Raw genomic sequence first — 21,303 nt, 5'->3', positions numbered from 1 at the left:
ACTACTATTCAATACATTACTAAATTTAAAGTAAATTGATATGGCAAAAAAAATATACTACAGTAAACCATTAAAATATTTTTGGCATCATTTCTATGGAACTCAGAAAAAATATACCCCTGATTTTACCAATGATCAAATATTTACGTTACTTCGTAATAATATTATAGGTGCTCCCATGGGAGTCTCCGAAAGTCCCGAGTCTAGAGGGCTGATAATATCTGGACTGGAATTATGGAGAGACGATTACAAAGGTGAGCTTTTGCATATTTTCTTTATGGATAGGCAATTGCGGGATTTTCTTGAAAAAACCCCTTTATCGGATATAGACGGCATTAAAAAATTCCTCTATGAAAACGGACAGAACAGAGAAGTTCTTCATTTGTATTCAAATGAAAAACATGAGAATGTGGTATATAAATTTGCCCTCCATTTACCTTATGAAGCAGATGGCTATGCTTTTTCTTTAAGCATTGAAAATGATGGAAGTGTGGATCTATATTTTGCACTAGGGGAAAATTGCGGTCGAATGTCTGATAGATTCTACGCAGATGTGATTAAGAAAAATGATGCTGTTTCACTTACTCAATCAAAAATGTTTTGCCTTGCAATTAATACAATTGCCTACATGAAGTGTTTCCCTGATTGCGTAGCTGAGGGAGTTCCAAATAACTTAGTAGAAAGAAACGAAAATAAGTCAGCAAAAAACTTTACTTTTCAATCATCTGAGAAGATTAAAGAAAATGCAAATTCACAGTTGTCAAAAATACCGCATTTCAGAAAAGGACATTTTAGGATATTTCACTCCGATTATTTTGCTAACAAACAAGGACAGGTTATTTTCGTGCACGAAACTATGGTTAAAGGAAAAGCAAAAACAGTTTCCACATCGGACGAAATAGAAAAATTCACAGATAACCCCGAATAAAATTAAATTTAATTGTTCAGTAATTACAGCTTCAAGCAGCATAATTTTTACATCAGACAGACTTAGGTTTTACTCCAAAAATACCCATTTATAATAAAAAGACACAGCGTTCATTCAGGCAACGACAAAATTATGTGGAAAAAATACGAAACTAAACTATTTGATTTTTTTAAACAGACTTATCCAGAATGCGAAATTGAGTTTGACGATTCTATTTTTGGAATTTACAGTAAGATTGAAAGACAAATTGATTTTGCTATTAGAGGAAACTTGGCTGGCAAAAGAATTTTAGGAATAGTAGATTGTATATATTACAGCAAAAAAATTGACATAAAAACAGTCGAAAGTTTTATCGGAATAATGCAGGATGTAAATGCTAATTTTGCTTTAATGATCACAAATCGCGGATATTCCCAAGCAGCAAAAAACAGGGTGAAATATTCCAATTTGAAACTTGATATTTTGCAGTTCAATGAACTAAATGAAATTGAACCAACTGTTGACTATTTTTTTAATCAAAATATAAAAGGATTAGAGCTTTCAAAATCGGAATTTTATCGAAGAAACAGACAAAACACAGCATATTTTGATAAAAAAAATCTGATTATAAAAAACGTATAATCTGCTTCAAAGAAGAATATGCAAATACCGAATATAACGCTCTAAAAAAACTTCTTGAAAATTCTGTGCGAGCTTTACGTGATTTTGAACAGCTTGATCAAATATCCCTCTCCATACCATCATATAAAAATGATGAATCAACAAATTTTATTGATAAAAAGATTCTGTATTCCTGTCAAATAAAAAGATATGAAATCGAGAAATTCCTAAATACAAACATCAGTTCATTAAGAGATGAAATTATTAACTGGCGAAAAGATTTTTTAGAAAATATAACAAAAGAAATGGTTCGAAATTTTGCAACGACATTTGTAAAAGAAAAAGAATATAATCATTATGATGACATTTCGTGCGGCTAACCAATGACGTATAGTCTTATCAAAAAACAGAATAATTCCATAACCACTAGATTATCACCTGAAATGGAAAACATTTTCGAAAATTACTTCGCAATATTTTTATATATCAGCTAGCAATTAAACGAAAACCTCCTGAACAAAACCAGTCGTCTTCTGCTAATGCCCTATACATTGTACTCTCCCATGAATTTAAGTTTACGTGTTCATATGAAACAGCCTCAGCAGTCAAATACTTTTTTACGCCCGTAGTACCTTCAGAACTAGAAAAAATATTTTCTAAATTAAACTTCATTCCAGACAATCGTCTACCTGCTTGGGAAGCATATAGAATGTTTAAATTAAAACAGTCTAAATGTGAAATAACCCTAGCCGACAATAAAGGATCCCAGGTTGCGTGTGCTGAGACCCGGAATGTCAATGAAATAGGCTGGGTTTTATTTACGTCTGCACTTAACCATTTTACATTTTCAATATCATCATAATAAGGATGTAGAGTCTCATCAGTTGGACCAGTAGGGCTATCCGCTAATTTACCAGTATTGCAGTCCTTGCACGCTGGCACTAAATTTACAGGAACAATTGACAGCCTTGGATATTTTGTTTTTGGGAGATAGTGGTCCAGCGTCGTGGCCTCGCCATGTGAACAAAGCGGACATAATCCTTGAGGTGCCGACATTAGAAGCTCGTCATAATACACTCTGCCTTGCGGTTTAGCAACCATCTGACCTGTGTACAATTTTTTCAGCTCGATATTTGTTACATTTCCATTAACTAATGTCTCAGGAATAATGGTGTGAATTAGACCTTTAGTAATTTTAATATCAAATTCATTTTCCGCATCATTTACTAATGTCTGGCAAGCAGTGAGTCTGCCTCGAAATGCCACATTGCCTACTGTACTAACACAAATAGGAAATACTACAGCTGCTGTTAAGGTTGGTTTATCTATTTTTCGCATTTCATTTTTTATTAGCAATTAAAGCCATAAGAATTGATTTGGCCTCTGCTCCCAGTTGATTATTGAATGATTGTAACGCTTCTTCGTAACTGTAATTATTGTTTGCGACTATCTCTGAAAGCATTTTATAAAAACCTGAATTTGTGACCTCCAATCCAAACACATCATTCGTTAAAACACCAACATTCTCTCCAAAAGACTCTCGTGTAAGTCGGTCAGAAACCGTCACATTGCCGCTCCTTCTAATTTTCCAAACACAGCTTTTAGGTACTTCCTGAAGAATTACCGGAGAGTGCGTCGAAATAATAGCTACCCCGTTTGTTTTAATCAGCAAATCTGACACAGCTCTTATAAATGCAGACAAAAGTGGTGGATGAAGATGAGCTTCAGGCTCATCCATTAACACCAGACTTTTTTCCTGCAGCTTTTCCACTAATTTTGTTATGGTAAGCAAGATTATTTTATGTCCCGAACTAAGCCTTCTGAAAGCTGTAATGATGACAAGTTGTGAGGCCGGTAAATCATGACGTACAATTAATTCAACAAATCGTTCTCGCTGAAAATTAGGATCTGACTCTAAAGTTTTAAGCGATTCAACAAGCCGCGGAATTAAACCCCTTGACTTGCATACTTTTATACTTTCAAAAAACTCCTCAGACAAAATATTTAAATCTTTAATTTCAAGACTTGAACGATGTTCATTGGCCCCCCTTAGACCTATGTAGGAATATTTCATGTCATTTATAAACTTTTCATTTTCTAGTATCTCAAAATCATCAAAAACACTAAAAGAAACTGAAATTAGATTGGCAAATGAATTTTCCTCAAGATCATATTGATTTATTTTATTAAAAAGAAAAGTTCCGGGAACAGAAAGAAAATCTGAAGGTAAGACCAGGGAATGAATCATATTATCTATCAAAGTAGTTTTTCCTGCTCCATTCCTTCCAATTAAAACGTGTATATTGGTTGGAGGAAGAGACTCGGGAATTACATCAAATAAAAAATCCAAAGAATCTATTTGTCCCCGTTCTTCTTTTATAAATCTAAAACTGTAGGGGGTTAATGTTGCTCCCCCATTTGCCATTCTTTTGTATTGCCCCGTAATAGTATAAGGATGCAAATCTCTAAGAAAAGAAACTTCTACAACTCTTTCATTTTTTACACTATTGAAAATCTCTGGCTTTTTAGCAATATCATTTAATTGATTAAGAATGAAATCCCTCATTTCATCTCCCAATTTATTCAATGCCTCATAATATTCCTCGGAGTTTCCAACCGAAAAATATTCATCTCCTATATACTCAAAGGTATAATCAATTCCAAAAACTCTATCGCTTTCTTCCTGACCTTTAAATCCAATTTTTAACCCGCCTATATCGTGCTTTTGTGATTCGTTATCAACGTAAAAAATTCCAAATAAGGTATAAAAACTAAAATCGTTCCAATTGTCCCATACAAGACATATTTCGTTTTTGGTCTCTGGGTCATAATCTCCCCAAGTATCAAGGATTCTAAATATCATTGTTTTTATTGCAAATTAGTATTAATATCCAATTAAATATACTTCACCAAGTATACATATTCTCTTTTTATTTATTTAAATCGTAGTTGGCAATATCAGCTACAGCTGTCTTATTGGTAAAACTGTAAACTATTGCAACACTATACCTTGCTCGGGTAATTGCAACATAAAATTTAGAACGGCTAGTATCTGCCAGTTCACTTTCATTATCTAACAGCCATTTGATATAAGGCTTAGTTGGATAAATTAATACCCTGTCAAAAGAAAGTCCTTTGGATTCGCCAAAATTCATAACCGCATAGTTTCCATTCACTTTTTGCCTCCTGCTGTCTCTTAATTGAAGTGGCTTGTAAAGTTTTAGATAATCTTCAATATCCTTCTCCCTGACAAAAAAAATGCCGTCATGTCCAGATTTATAAGTGTTGCCGGATTGCGCACCTGAAAATTTTTTGTATAATCTATTAGACAAACTGCAAATTAGTTCATTACACCTGTAGTTGACCAGCAACGAAGTCTGGTCAGTTGCAATATTTATTGATTTATCATCAAAGAAATAATTTACAATATTCGCTTTTTTAAACTGTCGGTTCTTTGCCGAGTTATTTGTAGAATAGGTGGCCTGTCTGGGATCGCCCACAAGTATCAGTTCGGAATTCGAACAAAACAGAAGTTTTAGCAGTTCCAAATCATAACCTGCCAAGTCTTGAATTTCGTCAATGAATATTTTAGGGAAAATTTTTGACATTCTGTTAACTACAGCTTGCCCACTGATTTCATTAACTGCACATACAAACTCGGATATCTTGTCTGAATATATTTTCGTGTCTTTTGTAAAATAATAATTTTCAACATCGCTTTTAGCGACATACATTGCCGATTTTTTATTGACCAGCAGCAGTCCGTTTACTCGCTTTTCAAAAATAGCGCCTTGTAGTGGCTTAACACCATGTTTTAGAAGAAAGGAAAACCAAGTTTGCACGGTGATATTATCAGGAATATAGTTTACTTTTTCAATGATTTTCTTTCTAATTTCCGCTTCATTAGCCTGCGTGTATGTGGTAATTAAAACTCTTAAGTCAGAATTCTTTATCGCTTCATCAATCAGATAAGTTGTTTTTCCAGAACCTGCGGTGGCAATAATAAGTTTGTTATTTTCCATCTACTCCCTGATTGAAGCTAAAATATAACCCGGAAATTCTATATTTTCGGAAGTATCAAAAATCTTTACCGCACATTCTGTTTTATGTGCTTTCATATACCTGTGCATATCCTCATCGTTTGTAAAAGATTTCCCAAATATTTCATTTAATTTACTAAGATTATTTACTTTTAAAAATTTTGGTTCAAGTGTATTATAGTTGAAATCTTTGGTGCCGATTTTTAATGAGCCTGTATCTATATCCCGATCAAAACAGATTTTTATATTCTTTTTTGCATTTTCACCCAAATAGTCCTTGTATTTTTCTTCCAAGGCTTCAATATCTCCATCGCTGTCAGTAACGACTGTAACTTCCCTGTCAAGTTTTTCCGCTATTTCTAGAAATCGCAGAAATGATGTCCCTACTGAAATTACATCTATTCCCTTCTCAATCGGCAGCAGGCCGTCATTTGCATTCATAAATGCTTTTTGGACAACCAATTCGTCTGAATCGCCTTCAACTAGAATTGCTTTTTTACAAAGAATCAATCTAAGAGTATCATACCCTGCCAGCTTTTCAAAAAACAATTCGGTACCTTCAGAAAGATTCTTTAATCTGATTGTTTTTTTATTGTTCAGCAGTATTAAATTCTCTAGACCTAATTTATTCGAAACAAAACTGCTGTGTGTAGATATCAAGATCTGTTTATTTTCACCTCCAGTTTTGATATCGGATATTAATTGATTTAAACTGGTATGTGAAAGATGATTTTCAGGTTCTTCCAATAAAATAATATTAGCTTGCTTTGCCTTTTTATGACCTAATGCTAACTTTGTTTTAATCCTACATTGTTCACCTTTTCCGATATAGTGAAAAGGAATATCATCTAAGTAGGTCATTAGGCTGTTTTCCCATGCATTTTTAGAAGATAATTCTACAGATATCTCTACTTTTTTATGCGATATTTTGGCAGAATCTAATATTTTCTGATTTATTTTTTTTATAGGTGCATCTGAATTAAAAAAATCTCTCATTTTTCGGTGAGATTGGGATATTTCAACAATTTCATTTGTTTCGAGAAACTCTTTAATTATTCTCGATATATATATGTCTGAACCATTTTGAAATTTGCTGCTTGCGGAATCTATTAATGCTGATTTGACGGGAATTGTTCTTAAAGTTATATTCTCATCCCGTGCAAAATTGGACCATAGTGTATTGTAATATTCAATTGGTAAAGATTTAACTCCTCCGATTTTAATTAGCTCCTCATACTCCCTCTTATACTTTTCATCAAAAGAAATTTTTAGAAAAAAACCTTGAAAAGGAGATTTCTCACTATTCATGTCGCCTAGAAATTCATCCAAATCATCTCCTTCCAAATATATTTCAATAAGTATTTCCGGTGGTGTGCAATTGACTTTATTTTCAAGGTTAAAAAGATATTCTTCAACCACCTGATGATTAAAAATGTATTGCGTCAATTCAGTGCTTAAATATCTGCCATTAATCAGCCCAGTCAAAGCTAAATGCACAGCCTCTAGAATAGTTGATTTGCCTGCTTCATTATCTCCAACAATTATGTTTGTACCATTCTCAAGTATCAGGTTGAATGAACCTTTAAAGCTCTTGAAATTTTCTATGTGAATCTTAGATATGTGCATTTTTGATCATTAAAATTAAAAAATGATTTGTCCTTTAATATATTTTAAGTGGACCACTTCCTCCCTCATCTATGCAAATATGAAGATTTTTCCATTAATCTTTTTACGGAAAACCGTACTCTTTCATTCACATTTTAACAGCCAAAAATATAAATTCAATGGAATCTACCCCTAAGTATATATACCTGATTAACTATAATTACCAAATTTATTTTTTTTGTTTTTCCATTTGCACGACTATTTACTGACTCCCAGAATACAACTATTTTCTTTATAAATAAGGTTCAGAATTTTAATTTTCATTCGAAACGGCATAAAAAAGGCAGCCAAGATAGTGCCGCCGTATGCTGCATGCGGATAATGGCGCCGCTTTCGCTTGCCACCCTTCGGGACTTATAGCACTCCGCATCCTCATGACCGGTCACTTGATTCTTGCTTTCTTTTTTCCCGTTTTTTCTTTTGAAAACAATTTTTGGGAGTGCAGGGAGAAAGAAATTTTAAACAACAGTAATCACTAAAATTTAAAATCATGGAAATCACAGAACGTATTACAAAAGATGCTCTAGCCCGCAAAGTGGGAAATGAAAACAGGTCGTTAACTTCTCCATTACCATCAATGACAGCTACAAACCCAAAGGAAGCACTGATTACAAGCAGATTACAACTTTTATCGACTGCTCCTACTGGCTGAACGCAAAACTTGTCGAATGGCTTAAAAAAGGGGCGCTTGTTCAGCTTTTCGGGCGTGTGGGACTTAATACCTATATCGGTCACGACGGCTCGGCTATGGGGTCTTTGACCTTTCACATCAACAGCCTTAAATTTTGGCTTTTGCCAAAAAAGATGATGGGACTGCGGGCGCTGTTATCACGCCTAAAAAACAAAACCAGTCCGACGATCACGATGACCTGCCTTTTTAAGGCAGGGTTCAAATTGTATTTATAAACGACAAAAAATCACATTATGAAAGCCTTAGACAAAAACGAGTATCCGGACTACGATGTAAGCCAGGTATTCAACGAAATCATTTTAAGCCATTTGGACAGCTATAACGGAAAGAAAAAACAGCAGTTGAAGTCTTTCCTCGAAGACTTACAGAAAGGAGGCTGTATCAGCGGTATGATAGGAGAATTTATCTACCACAACGATTGTAAAGCTTTTTACATCAAACACCTTGAAGATTGGGAAGGGATTAAGGATGATTTGGAAGAAGCATTCGGAGAGCCTGTTGCCAACCGCTACAAACTGCCCCACTACACCTTTTTATGCTGGCTCTGCTTTGAGGAGTACTGCTACGGCATTTACAGAGATGTCTTTGAACAATAGCTATTAATCAAACTTTTTCCATCATGAAACCATCTGACGACTTTAAAACCGCTATAGAGAATTATCTCAATACAACTGCGCAGGGCGATTCATCCTTTGCCCGAAGCCTTGCCAAAGAAACCAAAAACATCGAGAGCTGTTTTAATTACATTTTCGGCGAGGTGAAAAAAACAGGATTGTGCGCCTTTGACAATCATGAAATCTTTGACATGTTCAAGTACTACAACTATGACAGTATTGGTGCACCTGCTAAAATCAACTGCAAAGTGGTGGTAAATCAGCCTGTAATGGCTGATTTATTCAATTCTGTTCCTGCAATGACTCCGCAGGTCGCAAGACCCGATACTGCAGTCGTACAAACAGCGAAACCTGCACAGAAAACCTTAACACTTTTTGACTTATGAAACCACATACCACCATAGAAAGACAGATAGTAGCATTAAGCGAATCCCTTGTACCTCTACCTCTCACCCCTGAAATGTTCTCATGGGCAGAAAAGAGCATTTTTCTTAAATGGGGCGTTTTATCACGTGGAAAATTTCACTGTCTGGACTACAGGCATGCTTGGAAACCCGAATCCAAAAAGCAGTCTGCGAAATTCACCAAGTGTACTGCCTGTAAAGAAAAACTTAAAATGCACGTTTGCAACCAGATACATTTCAAGGAAATAGAATACAGCGCAGTAGTAACTTGTCTTTTGGATAAACCCAAAAGGCGAAGTCCGCACCATGTCAATCAGCATCAATGTTTTTTCGCACGCTTAAGATGCATGGCAGTACTATTCGCCACTTGAAATCCGCCCAAAGGATTTTCAGAAATCTCCTAAATACCGAATCAATCCCTATAGGGTTTATCCAAGCTTGAAAGTGCTTCGGTTTTTAAAAAGAAACGGCTTTAAAAAGGGTTTTATGACTTATCACCTCACGTATTACTTTCATAACTTCTTAAAGACGCTATAGCTGAAACCCTTCTCAAATCAGGGCAGGCTTCATGGCTCCGATACTACCTTGAGTCTGCCGATCAGCACATCGTGCGTAACTGGCAGGCAGTGAAAATCTGCCTTAAAAACAATTATACAGTTTTCGATTTTGGAATTTGGGAGGACTATATGGAGTTGCTTCGCTGGTTAAAAAAAGACACCACCTCTGCTCTGCTAGTTTGTCCTGTTGATTTGCATTTGGAGCATGATAAATTAGTAGAGAAAAAACAGCAGTTGCAGAGAAAAAAATACCTTAAGAAAATGCGTCTTGAAATTCTAGAGGCGCAAAGTCTGTATGCTGAGGAGAAAAAACAGTCTTTCGGGCTTTGTTTTTCAGGTGCAGGAATTACTATTTCCGTATTGGAGAATGTTGCGGAATTTATGACCGAGGGCGACAGTCTCAGACACTGCGTTTTTACCAACGAATATTTTAAAAAGAAAGATTCCCTGCTCTTCTCTGCACGTATTGACAACAAACCAATTGAAACTATAGAGGTTACCCTTTCCAAAATGGAGATAGCCCAGTGCCGTGGCATGAAAAATAACAAATCCCCGCATCATAAAATCATTATAGAACTCATGCAGAAAAACCTCTATCAGGTTCGTTCCCGGATGAAAAAGCAGAAAAGGGAAAAAGCCTAAAAGCGGAAAAACCGAAGAGATTTCGGTTTTTCCGCTTTATACTATCAAGACACTCCTATTTTCTTAAGTACATAAAAAATGTATTGCTATGTGCTCGTTTAGCTACAATATTGTAGTACTCAGCAAGGAGTATTTTAATATATTTGAGAGAAAATTATTAATTATGACAAATCAGGAGAAAGGCAGCAGCTTTGAAAAAATTACACATGATTTTTTTATGTTTTTATTCAAACAATTAAAAATTCAGGTTAATAATAACTGGGTTCAAAAGGCTGGTTTCCAACATGGTTTTGACGTAGGATTTGAAGTTGCGATTTTAAATGATGCTTTTTTCAAACGGGCTATATATATTGAGTGTAAAAATTATGAGAAATCCATACTTGAACAGGCACATCTGCTTACCAAAGTAATGCAGTTTGATAGATCGGCCTATGAAAAAAAGGACTCAATATTTATTTTTTTGTCTCCAAAAATTGATTTGAGCAAATGTACGCAAGACTCAAATCCAAAACATTTGGAAGATTATTTCAATAAAATTAATCCCTTTAAGATTATTATTCTAACTCCAAATAATAAAATAAAGGAAATCTTGTCTCTCAATGAAGAAATATTCTGCAAAGTCTATAATGGTGAAGTCTATGCTAAAATGGATTCTGATACTCATAATAGCATTCTGGATTACTTTGAAAAATTGCTTTACTCAAAAGGTGAAATTCCAAACTTCAAACTGTCTCAAAAACGAAAGGAATATTTGGAACAGGCATCAGTTTCTAAATCTAAACTTTATATCAGCAGGAAATTAAAAACAAATAAATTTTCATTCTCCTTTCAGGATAAAAACCTTTTGGATGTAATTAAAACAAACAGCCTTGTTTTATTGTTAGGCGAACCTGGAAGCGGGAAAACCACTGAACTGATCAATGTATCAAAGTACTTCGAGAAAAACATTTCAAAATTTGAGATCACCCCCATATTTGTAAGTTTATCCAGCATCAAAAAATTTGACACCCTGGATGATCTTTTACCCACCGATTGGGCTTTGAATAAAAAAATTGTTCTGCTTCTTGATGCTTTGGATGAATTTGAATTTAAAAACGAGTTAAACAAGGTAATAGAAAATCTATTGGCATATAAGGATATAAGTTTTAAAATAATTGTTTCCTGCAGAACCTATGCTTACAATGATGAACTAAAATCCTTGGCGCCGGCAGCATTTTATTTGGATAATTTCAATTCAGATCAAAGTTTTGAACTGCTCAACAAAAAATACAATATTCCATTAAGCAAATTCAATAAAATCAGCAGAAGCAATTTTAAGGATATACTTCAGGATCCCTTTATGCTCAATAGGTTTGGTACATACTACGAAAACCATAAAAAATTACCTGTCTCTATTTCCAGCATTTATGATGATATCAAAGAAGAACTGCCTCAGGATGATCTGGAAGTGTATAAAATATTATCGCTTGTTTTAGAACTGACAAAACAGACAAGTGTTGATAAGAAGCAGCTCAAAGACCTTTTTGGAATTAAATATAAAAAATTAGCAAAACTGGGTTTAATAGAAAATTCATTTGATAAAAGCAGTTTTAAATTTATCCATAAGAATTATCAGGAGTATTTTGCGGCAGCAGCCATCAGTGAACTGAGTTTTGAGCAGATCTTAAGTTTTATTTCGATTCAGGGAATAGAAAAGACGCACCCTACACTATTCAATACAATCACTTTTTTGATTAATATTCTCGAAGATGAAAAATACGATTCATTAATCGAGTGGCTGACTGTAAACAATCCTGAATTGCTTATTAAGGCTGATAAAAGCAGGACAGTAAATTTCAGAGTTAAAGTCTTTCAGGACTATTTTAAATCGGAGTGTATCGAAAAAACTTTTTGGATTTCATCGGGAACCTTCTCTATTAAAGAAATCGCAGAATTTGGAGACTGCGAAGACAATTTTGACTATCTGGTTTCATTCATAACGGGTCCAAACAATCATTTTAGAGCAGTTATCTCGGCACTGGAACTTTTAAGCTATTTTACAATACCTGAATACAAAAAAGAAAATCTTAAAACCCTATTTTTTAACTTCCTTACCAGCCCGGAAAACTCAGAAATGATCAAGTCTCATATACTGGATTGTATTGCAGATCAAAAACTATGTGATGAAGATCCCAAGTATTTAAATAACATTTTTGAACTCTTTAAACAGGAAACAAACAAACAGCTCAATAGATCGCTGCTCTCTTTGATTGAATACCATAAAGAAATTGATACTTTCTTTTGGTTTATTAAAATGGAGTTTCTACTGGAGAAAGGATATAATGAAAGAGCGATAAAAGATGAAGTAATAAGAGGAACAAGCTGGATACTTGAAGAATTAATCCTTAAATTAGAAAAATCATCTCATTTTATCAATTTGGTTAAATACTATTTTGATGATGAAAAAGATGACTACAGCAGCAATGACTTTATTGAAAAATTAATAAACAAATGCCTTTACTTTGAAGAGAGGGAAAAATCTTTTCTTACTGAACTGCTTTCTTCACTTCTTGATACAACAAAATTTTACCATAGAGAAGATGCTTTAAAAACGTTGCTTCTAAAATTAAAGCCCGGAAGTCAGTTAGAAGCTTTTGATTGCTTAATTAGCCGTTTTTCTTTTGACAGGGTTAGTTATTTTCTAGCTTCCATTACCAATGAGAATACTATTGAGTTAATTATCAATAAATTTAGTGACGGTTCAGTGGAAGCCGCCAATCTTGATTATTACAGAAATATAATGGCAAATCACGGGAAAAGATCTCTTGCCGAGCACTTCAACAATACTATGCTGGAGAAAGGATTCAAATTTAACGAACCGTTTTTAACTGATAAAAAATATGATGAATTGGTTACAAAATTCAAGAGTTTGCCACAGCAGAATTTTGATCTGTTATTCCATAAATCCGAATTGATTTCAAGAATAAAATCTTTATTTGAACAGCACGGGTCATCTATAAATTCAGAGATGATTCGAAAAATTGAAACGGATTGGTACCGTAAAAATGGTCATGCCAATAAAGGAGACATTGCAATCTCTTTATTAAGAAGGCTCATCCATCAGCAAAATACGGAAGTGAAATTTGAAGATGTCGAGCATCTTCTGGAAGATGAAGCTACCTTAATAAATGAAATCAAATCACAGATTGGTACATTAAGTAATACCCATAATAACTTTGTAATCAGTAATGAACAGCAAAACAGACTAAATAAATGGTGCCAAAAAGCATCAGAGGAAATCCGTTTTGACAAGATATTGCGGTATGTTACCGCAGATAGATATGGTCCCCTTGAAGACTATCCCAAATTCAAAACAGTATTATTTTTTATTATCAAATTTAATTTTGACCTGCCCCAGGAGTTTCTTTTAAAATGCATTGAATTCGTAGATGTAAATAATTCAAACGAAGGCGATGACAGACTTGATTGGCTAAAATGTAAAATTAATGATGACCCTATTTTTAATCAAAGGATTATAGACAATATTAATACTAAAAACTTGGTTTTTCTGCCCTTAAATATTCATATCCAATATGCACTTGTCCATAATTTAAGCGCAGCATTTACAAAAATCAGGGAACATTTCTTAATGCCTGATTACAATTATAATATTGAAAAGAAACTTGAGCTGTACGTTAATCTTACAAAAGATTTTGGGCTCTTAAAAAATCTTTGCCTAGATGTTACAAGCCATAAATGCTGGTCTGCACTTAAAATTCTAATGGATCTAAAAATTGAACAGGATTTCTGCCAGCAGAAAGCCGCAGAATATCTTGAAGCAGAAATCCAAGATGAAAAGAATTATTACAGCTCCACCGCCCTGTCAATATTATTTGAACTGAATTCAATTTCAGCAGTGCGATATGTTTCCAGCTTTTTAAACAAAAACAAGCTGCCTTCATTAAGTCAGGCTTCCTACGCAAATTATACTGCTGTAGAAGATTTTAATATTCTAAAAACTTTATTTGATAAAATTTATAGAGGAGATTCAGAAGAAATAGGGTTTAGCGGATTAGAAAATTTTATTTTCGCCTATGTTTCAAATTTATCTAAAACGAAACATAGTTATGATTTGGTGCAAACCGAACTTATGAGCATTAAACTGTGGGCTAAAGAGCAAAATTTAGATCATGAATCATTTCACATTAATCAATTAATAGATAAGTCTAAAAACAGTTACATAAATTCACAGTCGAAAGCATTAAATTTTAATGAAGCGGTACAAAAAGTAGAAGAGATCATCAAATAGAAAAGCGTAATTTTTTTGAATTAAATCTAATTTAATTGTTGTAAATTAAGAACTAAACGCACAAAAAAATCCCCTTTTCTAACGAAATATTTTTAGTCTTTCTTTAAGGTTGTAATTCTTTAAAGAGATTTTTAATAAATAGCAAATAGATTTATAACGTGTAACAGACTAATGTGTCAAAAGTCAAGAGACTAAAGCGGCATCACAAGGACAAAATAAACGGATAACAATGGAAAGAACCCTTAAGGGTCCCTGCGGGATATACTCTTTTCCGAAAAAAAAGGTAGTGTCTCACTAACTGTGTAAGTTAAAAAATGATGGGGTTATTAAACCACCATCATTTTTTTTTAACTTTAACATTTACACAGTCTTATGAAAAAAGAAGATTTATTATCAGATGAATTTTTAAAACAATTCAAAACAGGTGAAGACCTAAACGGTTTTCTTGCCCAATTACAAAAACGAGGAATAGAAGCTATTCTATCAGGAGAGTTGGATTCTCATCTAGGATATGAGAAACACGAAAAGACGCCTTCAACTAATTCTCGTAATGGTTTTTCCAAAAAGAAGATAAAAACTTCATTTGGAGAATCAGACATTCAGGTTCCAAGGGACAGAGAAGCTTCTTTTAATCCCATGATTATTCCAAAACGTCAAAGTATGGTTGATGGATTAGAGAATGTTATTGTCTCTCTTTATGCCAAAGGAATGACCGTTAGTGATATTGAAGAACAAATAAGAGAAGTTTATAAATTTGACATATCAACCTCCACTATTTCTAGAATTACCGAATCAGTTTCCAGTGATATAACAGCTTGGCAAAATCGCCCGTTAGAACCTGTTTATTTAATCGTTTGGATGGATGGGATTGTCTTTAAAGTTCGGGAGAACTCAAAGGTTATTAATAAAACTGTTTACCTTGCTGTTGGCCTGAATCGAGATGGAAAAAAAGAAGTTTTGGGTATGTGGTTGGGCAAGAATGAAAGTTCCAGCTTTTGGTTAGGAGTTTTAACAGATTTAAAAGCTAGAGGTGTTGAGGATATATTAATTACGGCTACAGATAACCTAAACGGCTTTACTCAGACTATTAAAAATGTATTCCCTGAATCACAGACTCAAATCTGTGTAGTGCACCAAATACGCAACTCAGCGCGTTATGTGGTGTGGAAAGATAAGAAGGAATTCTCTAAAGATATGAAGCAGATTTATGATGCTCCAACCAAACAGGCTGCCAGGGCTTCTCTTGAAGATTTTGCTAATAAATGGAATAGTAAATATCCATATGCTGTAAAATCATGGCAAGACAATTGGGAAGAGCTTACAGTATTCTTTGACTTCCCAGTTGAAATTAGGAAAATAATTTATACCACTAATCTAATCGAAAATCTAAACGGTAAGATTAGAAAATACACCAAAAATAAATTATCATTCCCCACCGATGAAGCAGTTTTAAAATCTGTATATTTTGCTTTAAGAGAAGCTACCAAAAAATGGACGATGCCAATCCATAATTGGGGATTAATAATCAATCAGTTCTTAACTATATTTGAAAAAAGGGTTCAACTTTAATTAAAAAGTCAAACCCCGTTATTTTTAAACTTAGACACTTTTTAGGACAGTGTCAAAAAAAAAATAAATTTCTGACCGGATTTGGTTCACGATACTATTATCTATATCAAAATCACTTTTTATAGTAAAATTAAAGTGGTAACCTGTGTATATTATTATCTAATTTTATTTCAAAAATGATTCAAAAAGTTTAGTCCAAATATCAATATATCTAATATTTACTTTATTAAAGTTTTTATCGAATTTATTTTGCAATTCTCTTGCTAAATCGACTTTCCATCCTTTTTCCAACACAATATTTTCTTTCTTTGCCCAATTTTCAATTTGGTCAACTATTGGATGATTAGATTTATAAAAATCTTCAAATTCGTTTTCAGCCCTATATTTTTTATCTATAATTTTTATAAGTGTTTCTGGTTCTATTAAATCCTCTATCTCATAGATATTATCTCCGATAAAATCTTTTACGCCCAAAACTTTGGCTTTCTGTTCAATATATTTTCCAGATTTTAATTGTTTTTGGAAATCTTCACCGGCTTTGTCGGAATCAAGGAATACAATCGGTAATTCATTGTCACGAGAAGCAACAAGTTTTGAAACTGGAGACATGCCCTTAACGCCGCCAGTCGGAATGAAAACTATTTCTTTCGAAGATTTCAGATTTCCAATACCAATTAAAAATCGCTTTATTAAAGTCAAGTATATTTGATCGCTTGGTCCTTCTACTAAAATTGGTTTACATCCTAAAAGTAAAGTGTCAGACACAGTTAAACCTAACGCCGCGTGAACTGGATAAATTGATTTTTCCGAATCTAAATCATTGTATCTCAAATTTGATGATACTTTTGTTCTTCCAGTTTCAGAATCTATATACACCGCTTTCACATTTGCTAAATTATCCATATCAACTAAAAATGGAGAATGAGAAGTATAAATTAGTTGATTATCGTCTGATAATTTCTTAAAGAATTTGGCTAGGTCATACTGTGCTATTGGATGCAAAGATAAACCTGGTTCATCCAATAAAAGTACAGTGTTACTATGTTCTTCCTTAGTTTCTACTAGAAAAACCAAAAAGAAACTAAAGAACCATTGTAAACCTCGGCTTCTTCCTTCTAATTCTATCTGTTCAGGTCTTAACTTATCTGATACATTGATTCTAAAATGGTTCCCATCTGCCTGAAAATCAAAAATGTAATCTCCTTGTAACCACCACTTTTTAAAACTTGTGCTTAATTCCGTTGCAGCTGAACGAAGTAGAACTCCTCTTTCCTTCTTTTTTTCAGACCATTCTTTAACTTCTTCCTCACTTAAATCTTCTTCTTCTGTGCTTACAACTCGACTGTTATAGTCTAAAGTTTTAACGACTACTTTTCTATCATTTCCTAACTCATAAATTTCCTGTGGAGATAAGCCAACATATTTAAATAAAACTTCCAAAGTTCTAACTTTTGCTCTAGCAGATTCTGATAAATCATCTCTTTCTAGATCCTCGATTACTCTAGGTAGAAATATTTCACTATCCAAGTTACCATAATCTGAATAAAATACAAATTTTGGTATTTTTTCAAGTACTTTTTGTATTATTTCTTTGGTTGTTTGAATAGGTTTTGCATCAAAGGCATCAATGAAAAAATTAAGTTTGATTGCTAATTTATTTTGAATAAATTCGGGAATATTTTTTTTACGTTTAAAGTTATTTTCAACTAATAAATTTAATGTTGATAGTGTTTTCTCAACTTGAGATTTATTGAAATAATCTTCTAGATAGTTATTTTTCTCATTTTCTATAAAATCAACTAACAATCTTTTATTTACATCTAATTCTTTTATGTACGATTCTTCCTTTTCAATTTGACTTTTAAAACTATCTAGAGTTTCAATAATTCTTTCACAGGAAAAGCTTCTAACTTCTGAATAGGGAAAACTAATACAATATTTTCCATCATATTTTCTTTCTACTAAAACTCTTTTAATTTGCTCGTAATCACAATTGAGTTCTTTCGAAATTTCATTTGCTAATTTATCATCTAATATAAAGTCAGCTTTTATAAAAACATCTTCACTATGATTGTCCACTCTATACTTGCTATACATGTTTCTAGGAAAATCATTCAAAGGAATTAGAGGTTCGTTATTTGCTGGATTTAATTTCCATAAAGCAATTAACAAGTTAGTTTTTCCTGCCTCGTTTGTTCCGACTAAACAAGAATTATCGGAAACTTCTATCCAGTCACTTTCTTCAATTGATCTAAAATTAGTTACTTTGAATCGATCTAAAACTGTTTTCATATCTATTATTTATCTGATTTTGTCAATATTGCAGCTAACGTCCAATGGTCCAGAATGCTTGTAACTTAAATAAGATTTATTTTCTGAATAATCATAAACTCTCTAAATATAAAATCATCAGTAAATCAATACTTAATCATAATCTAGTTATGAATGTTATGTGCAGTACTTATTTAAAATACAATCTTTTTATGTTATCTACTAGTTTATTAGACTTCGATAATTCATTACTCTCCAAATCTAAATTTAACGAATCAATTTTCTGAATTACATTTTTTAACTTTTGATCAAAATTTGCTTTAAGATTAAAGTACTTAATTAAGTCTGTGCAATATTTATCAATCCTATTCGATTCAAATTTGGGAAACTCTAAATTATATTCTAAACGTAACATCATTAAAATGAAATATCTAATTTTTTTATATTTTCTATCGATTTTATTCGCTCTGAATCTATTTTCTAATTTATTATAAATTAGTGCGGCAGTGTAATATGGATATAATTTGTGGCTATCAAGAAATAATTGTTTGCCGAATTCATTAAATAATGCACCAAAATATCTTGTTGCGAGTTGTGGCTTTAAGAAATAGAAACTCCCCATCGTCTTAATTAACGTAGACTTATCAACTATTGATTTTACATCAGTGGAAGTTCCATTGTATTGCTTTGACCTTCTTTCATAAAACAATTTATCGGGATCATTAAATGTCTTAAAGAAATCTTCTAATTTTTTTTGAAAATCAGAATATGCTAATAAATCCTCCTCTTTTACTTCAGTCTGCCTATTTGTTGAACGAATAATTTTAGAAATTAAATTTTCATCTTCAGTTACTATGAGTTTAAGAGTAACAAAAATTTTATCATCTATAAACTCTTTTGAATTTAACAAAACTCTTGATGTTTGCAAACCATTTATAATTTGATAATTTGAAATAGTTACGTTATCTCGTGATGGAACAAGCTTTTCTGCAATGATGGTAATCCCATTATTTAAAACGGAAAATGCATACTTTAAGTTTTCGTCTGAAATTGTATTTTTTATTTCTTGATTAATCTTATTAAAGCCTTGAAAATCCCTAACGTTGTCATAAAAAATTGATGAGATTAATTCTGAATCCTCTTCTATTAAATCAATTATTGTTGTCGCTGGCACAACTCCAATGTAAGCCTCCTTCACATTATCAATATCTGGGATTAGAGTTTTTTGACTGAACGCAAAAGTTCTCGAAATCTTTTGTCCGATCTTCTTATAATCCGATTGTAAAGTATTATAATCAAAAAAATAAAAATCAACTTTATTAAAAACTCGTTGATCTTCAATATTTTTTAAAATCCGTTGTCTTTCCGCTTCTGTATTAATATCATTAAAATATTCTCCTAGAGTACAATAAAATATATGACAAGAAGGATTTGTTTCTAAATCATTAGCACGATTTGTTAAGTGTTTAAATAGTTCTATAAAATTTTTAGCGTTTTGATTCCATGAATATTTTTGCGCGATTGAAACGAAATCTTCTATGGAATTCCCAAACGAACTAATTTCTTTAACATCAAAACTATTAGATGTTTTAGACTGAATAAAAAATACTTCAGCTGTAGGTTTAGAATTATTATTTAGAATTTCGTTTAGATCCTCAATCGAAGTTATTAGATGTTTGTTTATAAGTATAGCAAAACCATCTAATCCAAAAGTTCCATTAACTCCTATGTTCACAAGATTAAGTGCGTCTTCATCTAATCTGTCTTCCAACTTTTTTTCTAATATTGTATAATTCACAAAATGTTCAAATAGATCGCTATCTTGTACATCCTCGAAATCAAATTTAGATTGAAAATCTTTTAATAAACTTTGGGTAATTCTATCTATCATATTTATAATGTAATTGATTATTATTATCAAAAATGAGTTAAATTAATCTAAATACTTTCACTTTATAATTATCCACCCTTCGCAAACTTACAGGGCCACTTTCATTTTCTTTTAAGGTTTTCCATAATTGACCTTTTAAATGGCAAATTAGTTTTTTAATAAGTAAATAGACACCGTATAAATACGTGTTTTATAATTTCCGCTAAATAAAAAAGATGCTTGCGCATCTTTTTTATTTAGCCTTATATTCTTCCAACTATCATTTTGATTATAATTTGTTATGAACTCATATATTTAGAACTTAATAGTATTAAGTTCCTTTATATGTGTGGTCAATTTCTTTATAGTAATCTTCAAAGCTAAATTTTATATCTAGCAATTCTTTTGGATGAACTCTTAGACCTTTTGCAATTTCAAATATTGTATTAATTCTAAAATCTACACGCCCTTTTTCAATTTTACTGATTTTACTTGCGTCTAAATTACATCGTGAAGCAATCTTTTCATATGACTCATCCTTTCTAATGAGTTGTATTTTGTCTCCAACTTTTTTTCGTAGTTGTAAATTAATCTCTTTACTATCCATTACGTAATTTTTCTACTAAATTGATTTTTTCTAAGAAAAAATTTATGGTCGAATTAGACCATGTTTTAAAGTTTTTTATATATTTGCATTTCAAATACATACAGAAAATGTATTTTTGCGATTCTTCACATAAAATATTTGAAGCATTCGCTTTGAATCTCGCATCGTAAAACTGGTAATTTTAGCAACGAGATGATAAGTAAGATGCTCACGTCATATGGCGTGGGCTCACTTATTGTTGCAAGGTATACCAGTACCAACGGTGCAGTAAGATGAGTTCCATGCCTTTTTTATTGTCATAAACTTTTCTTGCATTCTTAGCGCTTTTATTTCTTTATTTACATGATATCGCAATACAATAAAAGTTTAACCTTTTAATGCGTTTATTCATGTAGAAAACAAACAACTTCTTTATGACTATTAAGACGTTTACTTAATGCATAAAAAATGGCCCTCTATCTCGTCAGCAAACTAACATAGAGGACCCTAGCTAATCTAACTATCGTTCAATTAACCAATCCAATATTATGAATAATTTTTCATTTTACAAGGATGGG

15 protein-coding genes are annotated in these 21,303 nt (G+C 32.5%); 8 read left to right on the top strand and 7 right to left on the bottom strand.

All coding sequences use genetic code 11. From position 1 onward, the window contains the following. Positions 1-40 precede the first annotated feature (40 nt). Both IRZ78_RS15495 and IRZ78_RS15490 read left to right on the top strand, forming a co-directional pair. Positions 41-928: a hypothetical protein gene (locus tag IRZ78_RS15495; RefSeq protein WP_194617401.1), complete on the top strand. Its 888-nt coding sequence runs from the start codon at positions 41-43 to the stop codon at positions 926-928. Positions 929-1,060: 132 nt separating this feature from the next. Further along, positions 1,061-1,549 (top strand): restriction endonuclease, encoded by a 489-nt coding sequence (locus tag IRZ78_RS15490; RefSeq protein ID WP_194617400.1) that lies wholly within the window; start codon positions 1,061-1,063, stop codon positions 1,547-1,549. A gap of 465 nt (positions 1,550-2,014) precedes the next feature. Here the strand turns inward: IRZ78_RS15490 and IRZ78_RS15485 are convergent, their stop codons facing one another. The 4 genes from IRZ78_RS15485 to IRZ78_RS15470 form a co-directional block, all read right to left on the bottom strand. After that, complete coding sequence (locus IRZ78_RS15485; protein WP_194617399.1) at positions 2,015-2,866, bottom strand: hypothetical protein; 852 nt, start codon at positions 2,864-2,866, stop codon at positions 2,015-2,017. 1 nt (position 2,867) lies between these two features. After that, positions 2,868-4,391: an AAA family ATPase gene (locus IRZ78_RS15480; RefSeq protein WP_194617398.1), complete on the bottom strand. Its 1,524-nt coding sequence runs from the start codon at positions 4,389-4,391 to the stop codon at positions 2,868-2,870. A gap of 67 nt (positions 4,392-4,458) precedes the next feature. Then, the gene (locus IRZ78_RS15475; protein WP_194617397.1) at positions 4,459-5,550 is read right to left on the bottom strand and encodes a UvrD-helicase domain-containing protein; all 1,092 of its coding nucleotides are present in this window, start codon (positions 5,548-5,550) and stop codon (positions 4,459-4,461) included. Further along, positions 5,551-7,194, bottom strand: a complete 1,644-nt coding sequence (locus IRZ78_RS15470) for an AAA family ATPase (protein WP_194617396.1) — start codon at positions 7,192-7,194, stop codon at positions 5,551-5,553. It abuts the gene before it with no gap. 606 nt (positions 7,195-7,800) lie between these two features. On the opposite strand from IRZ78_RS15470, the gene IRZ78_RS15465 reads away from it, so the two are divergent. From IRZ78_RS15465 to IRZ78_RS15440, 6 genes are all read left to right on the top strand, one after another. Beyond that, the gene (locus IRZ78_RS15465; protein WP_347349835.1) at positions 7,801-8,139 is read left to right on the top strand and encodes a single-stranded DNA-binding protein; all 339 of its coding nucleotides are present in this window, start codon (positions 7,801-7,803) and stop codon (positions 8,137-8,139) included. Positions 8,140-8,157: 18 nt separating this feature from the next. Then, a complete protein-coding gene (locus IRZ78_RS15460; protein ID WP_194617395.1) occupies positions 8,158-8,520 on the top strand; it encodes a hypothetical protein in 363 nt (120 codons plus the stop codon). 23 nt (positions 8,521-8,543) lie between these two features. Continuing rightward, entirely contained in the window at positions 8,544-8,924 is a 381-nt protein-coding gene (locus IRZ78_RS15455; protein WP_194617394.1) for a Cas9 inhibitor AcrIIA9 family protein, read from the top strand. A gap of 626 nt (positions 8,925-9,550) precedes the next feature. Further along, complete coding sequence (locus IRZ78_RS26185; RefSeq protein WP_347349833.1) at positions 9,551-10,141, top strand: PcfJ domain-containing protein; 591 nt, start codon at positions 9,551-9,553, stop codon at positions 10,139-10,141. Between the two features lie 163 nt (positions 10,142-10,304). Further along, a complete protein-coding gene (locus IRZ78_RS15445) occupies positions 10,305-14,429 on the top strand; it encodes a hypothetical protein (protein ID WP_194617393.1) in 4,125 nt (1,374 codons plus the stop codon). Positions 14,430-14,801: 372 nt separating this feature from the next. After that, a complete protein-coding gene (locus IRZ78_RS15440) occupies positions 14,802-15,998 on the top strand; it encodes an IS256 family transposase (RefSeq protein WP_194617392.1) in 1,197 nt (398 codons plus the stop codon). Positions 15,999-16,163: 165 nt separating this feature from the next. Here the strand turns inward: IRZ78_RS15440 and IRZ78_RS15435 are convergent, their stop codons facing one another. The 3 genes from IRZ78_RS15435 to IRZ78_RS15425 all read right to left on the bottom strand — a co-directional run bounded on the left by IRZ78_RS15435 (position 16,164) and on the right by IRZ78_RS15425 (position 20,746). Beyond that, the gene (locus IRZ78_RS15435) at positions 16,164-18,290 is read right to left on the bottom strand and encodes an AAA family ATPase (RefSeq protein WP_194617391.1); all 2,127 of its coding nucleotides are present in this window, start codon (positions 18,288-18,290) and stop codon (positions 16,164-16,166) included. Positions 18,291-18,459: 169 nt separating this feature from the next. Beyond that, a complete protein-coding gene (locus tag IRZ78_RS15430) occupies positions 18,460-20,160 on the bottom strand; it encodes an AIPR family protein (protein WP_194617390.1) in 1,701 nt (566 codons plus the stop codon). Between the two features lie 310 nt (positions 20,161-20,470). Next, on the bottom strand, positions 20,471-20,746 hold the full coding sequence (locus IRZ78_RS15425) for a helix-turn-helix transcriptional regulator (protein ID WP_194617389.1): 276 nt from the start codon (positions 20,744-20,746) through the stop codon (positions 20,471-20,473). Positions 20,747-21,303 lie beyond the last annotated feature (557 nt).

Origin of the sequence: Flavobacterium sp. CSZ, assembly GCF_015350725.1 — a bacterium.
Lineage (GTDB): Bacteria > Bacteroidota > Bacteroidia > Flavobacteriales > Flavobacteriaceae > Flavobacterium.
Note: the sequence above shows the minus strand (reverse complement) of the source record. Positions and strands in the feature narration are given on the sequence as shown.